The sequence below is a fragment of the Faecousia intestinalis genome, assembly GCF_040096185.1.
Classification (GTDB): domain Bacteria; phylum Bacillota; class Clostridia; order Oscillospirales; family Oscillospiraceae; genus JAZOXB01.
In genome coordinates this window covers 1-1,109 of the sequence record NZ_JBBMFF010000190.1, presented here as the reverse complement: position 1 = coordinate 1,109, position 1,109 = coordinate 1, and the positions used below count along the sequence as shown (strand labels likewise).

Here is a 1,109-nt window from a genome sequence, read left to right as displayed (position 1 = left end):
CTGGAGCAGAAAATTGCCCACGGCGGACACCCCGTCCTCCGCTGGATGATGGACAACATCTTCATCCGCACCGACCCAGCCGGGAACATCAAGCCGGACAAGGAGAAGTCTACAGAGAAAATCGACGGTGCCGTAGCAACAATCATGGCACTGGATAGAGCCATCCGCTGCGGCAACGACACCGCCGAATCTGTTTATGATAACCGAGGGATTTTGTTCATTTAATTCCACTGCTGATGCCAGACATTGGCAATACGCCTTTTGATTTTCTGAAGTTCCCCACTTTGCCCTTTAAAGATATATTCCAAGTTCTCATTCATTAGTTCTTCATCCCTTGGCGTATTGTTAGGGCAATATGCAAAAATTGCTTTCTGCACTTTGCTTTTAATTTCATCTTCTGTAATTAAAGACCAAGAATGGGTAAATAACGGCCGATGGAATACCAGATATTCTTCGGACAACTCTCTAAAATCGTAACTTCCTTTTAAGCCAGCGGTTTGGGTTACTGCTGTATCGGACCACTTATCAACAATTTTGCAGAGTGGGCTAAATTCGGGTATCCAATAAACCGCAGCCGAAATCTCAAAACTTCCCTTTGTATGAAGAGCTTTTTGTAATGCGCAAAAGCCCAGATTCATTCCGACGCTGAATTCGTCATCGCATTTCCCTCGGTCAAGGCATACTCCATTTTTGATGCGCCACGCTTCAAAATACTCAATATCATCCACTATTGAGTTTTTGGGTTGCGACAAGCGCGTAAAGTGCTGGACAATATAACCATTGGCATTCTCTGAGCCTGTAATTGCCGGAACTATCCAATTGATTTGGTAGTCAAAGGAAAATCCTGCACTGTGATAGCAATTGACTTCGTCTATGTAACGAGAAGATTCCATAAGTAGGCACCCTTTCATCTGCTTTCTGAAAGAATTATATCATATTCAATGTCCAATAAACAGGACAAAAGGAGGATTTATGTCACTATTTTCAGGGCTGTTCAAATCCAGGGACAAGCCTCAAAACCGCACAGCTGGCAGCAACTACGCCTTTTTCTTCGGCGGCACGACCTCCGGCAAAGCGGTGACGGAACGCTCCGCCATGCAGATGACCGC

At 45.1% G+C, this 1,109-nt stretch carries 2 protein-coding genes and 1 pseudogene; 2 read left to right on the top strand and 1 reads right to left on the bottom strand.

The features are described 5' to 3' along the window. Positions 1-225, top strand: a 225-nt coding sequence (locus WMO66_RS06115) for a terminase TerL endonuclease subunit (RefSeq protein WP_349135505.1), incomplete at its 5' end; no start/stop codon positions are given. Here WMO66_RS06115 and WMO66_RS06110 read toward each other — a convergent pair. After that, a complete protein-coding gene (locus tag WMO66_RS06110; protein WP_349135503.1) occupies positions 222-893 on the bottom strand; it encodes a hypothetical protein in 672 nt (223 codons plus the stop codon). The two genes, WMO66_RS06115 and WMO66_RS06110, sit on opposite strands and share 4 nt — an antisense overlap. A gap of 79 nt (positions 894-972) precedes the next feature. Between WMO66_RS06110 and WMO66_RS06105 the strand changes: the two are divergent. After that, a pseudogene (locus WMO66_RS06105) lies at positions 973-1,109 on the top strand (phage portal protein); the annotation flags it as partial.

What these genes read in the sequence shown, in the direction of transcription:
- WMO66_RS06110 (WP_349135503.1), bottom strand. Translation starts at nt 893, where the DNA reads ATGGAATCTTCTCGTTACATAGACGAAGTCAATTGCTATCACAGTGCA.